We start from the raw sequence: 2,115 nt of genomic DNA, 5'->3' as shown, positions 1-2,115 counted from the left end.
CCTTGCCCCCCGAAAACGCCAGCACAAAAGTACGATACTTTAAATAAGCCTCATCAAACGCCCTGAATGGCTCTTCTAAGAAGGAGAAGCCCAGTAGCTGAGACACGTCAGTTGGTACCAACCGGTATTTATACACAGTACTTTTTGCGTGACAGATGTCTCGGGGTTCAAGAACTTTTAGGAAACCTTAGGAATGATATTATTAACGTCACATCAGCCTCACGGCTTTTGTTGGCACCATTGATAACACATAGCAATGAAGTAAGCTGCGACTTAGTATCACGCCTTGTGGGCAACGGAGAAATGCTGACTGTAAATTTCTGGGTTGAGGACATCGTGGCCGTTGTAAGAGCGAAGGTGGGGAACCTGAGGAGGTATGAGGTACCCTGCGCCGTGGATGTTAGGAGGATGCCTCCATTGAGACGATATGTGGACATGGGCCTTGCCGAGATACGCAACGGCGTCTTAGTAGTGAGGAGGGATGCTGTGACAGCAACGCCCCTGGGAAGAGCCATGGTGAAAACCGTATCATGCCTCTCCACACGGCCCACGTCTGTCAAAAAGGTGGCCGAGTGCGCCGGGATGGACGTTGCGAAAACAGCATTTGTCGTGTCTCTACTCCGCGTGCTCTACCCAGCAACGCTTGAGATATTCGGCGGATACTCGGCAGACAGCGTATTTGCTCAATACGGAGTAGGGGCAAAGCTACCGGCTAGGGAGATGTGGGACGAAATCACAAAACTTGCAGAGAGAGGCATCGTAGTGCCAAACCCGGCGCTTATCAGAGGCGGCAGACCCACCGTAGTTAGATCCAGAGCGGCGAAGTACTCAATACCGCCAATACTAGCCGCCGTAGACTACAGAGACGCCGTGGTGCTAGACGTGGGAAGCGGCTTCGGCACCAAGGGCGCGGCGACGATAAGATGGGGCGCCCGGCACGTAATACTGCTAGACATAGACGAGACGATACTGCGAGCGAGAGGAAACGGGCTATTGATAGACCGAGTCGTTGGAGACGCGCACATGCTACCGATAAGAAGCCGCGGCGTCGACGTAGCCATCTTCTGGAACGTCTACAACTTCCTCCACAGACCAGAAGAGGCCGTGGCAGAAATCAAGAGAGTGGCAAAGAGGGCAGTCGCCTTCTCGGTGTACAACGCGCTAAGCGGCCGCTACGTCGACTACCGCCAATTCCTAGACACCGCCAGTAAGTGGGGCCGCGTAAAAGCCGTAAGAAGGCTTGGAGACAGCCAGTACCAAGCCGTGGTGGAGCTATGAGGATAAGAGTCCTTAGACAACACTACTGCGCCAAGTGCCCCATAGTCAAGAGAAGTCCAAGAAGCACAGGTGTTAAGATGCTCCTCGAAGCGGCAAAAAACCCGCCTAAAAGGGTGCTGGACTTCGGCTGTAGCAACTGGCGCAATTCCACCTACCTAGAAAAAATAGGCGCATGGGCCGTGCGGATGGACTCAATACCAGACACAAAACCCGACGTAGTAGCGTACCCAACACACATGCCATTCCGCGACAGATCATTCGACGCGGTGCTCCTAACACACGTTTTGATGTTTCTAGAAGACAAAAGCCATTGGCCGGTGGCGCTTGAAGAGGCGGTGAGAATCGCAAGAAGCCACATTGTCGTGGAGACCTACAAAGTCAAGCACCCACTAGCCCTAGACTACGGCGTAGACGAGCTGATTACACAGCTGGCAAAGTGGAAAATAGTAAGACGAAACGTGCGTAGAGATATGCAAAACTTCGTTATAAGCCCCGCGCCCTGACCACCCTCTTCTCAAGCCTCTGCAACTCTTCAATCATCTTGTGAAGCTTCTCAAGACCTTTATACACATCTTTACTGTAACGCTTATTCGAACTACCCCCCAACTGCTTTTTGCAAGCGTCGACGCTTGACAGCAGAATCTCACTAGAGCCTATAGAATACAGGGCATTCTTCTGCCTACTATGCTGAACATTGGGAATGTAGGGATCCTGCAGATAGTAGGTATTACAACCACCCACTTGTTCCTTCCCAAACACAGATATAATAATATCATCCTCCCTCCCCAGATAGCTAGCCACCGTAGCGGTATGCACATTCTCTAGTCTACCCAGCAT

3 protein-coding genes are annotated in these 2,115 nt (G+C 51.9%); 2 read left to right on the top strand and 1 reads right to left on the bottom strand.

Annotated elements, in window-relative coordinates:
* Window positions 1–303 precede the first annotated feature (303 nt).
* Together ACP5J3_RS13610 and ACP5J3_RS13605 are read left to right on the top strand one after the other, a co-directional pair.
* Complete coding sequence (locus ACP5J3_RS13610; protein WP_428496180.1) at window positions 304–1,278, top strand: class I SAM-dependent methyltransferase; 975 nt, start codon at window positions 304–306, stop codon at window positions 1,276–1,278.
* A complete protein-coding gene (locus tag ACP5J3_RS13605; protein ID WP_428496179.1) occupies window positions 1,275–1,781 on the top strand; it encodes a methyltransferase domain-containing protein in 507 nt (168 codons plus the stop codon). The genes ACP5J3_RS13610 and ACP5J3_RS13605 overlap by 4 nt, the downstream gene beginning before the upstream one ends.
* Here ACP5J3_RS13605 and ACP5J3_RS13600 read toward each other — a convergent pair.
* A partial coding sequence (locus ACP5J3_RS13600; RefSeq protein WP_428496178.1) for a hypothetical protein occupies window positions 1,762–2,115 on the bottom strand: 354 nt, incomplete at its 5' end. The genes ACP5J3_RS13605 and ACP5J3_RS13600 overlap by 20 nt on opposite strands.

It is taken from the genome of Pyrobaculum sp. (assembly GCF_049971835.1).
In the GTDB taxonomy this organism is placed as follows: Archaea; Thermoproteota; Thermoprotei; order Thermoproteales; family Thermoproteaceae; genus Pyrobaculum.
The sequence above is the reverse complement of the archived record's forward strand: the minus strand, read 5'-3'. Positions and strand labels throughout refer to the sequence as shown.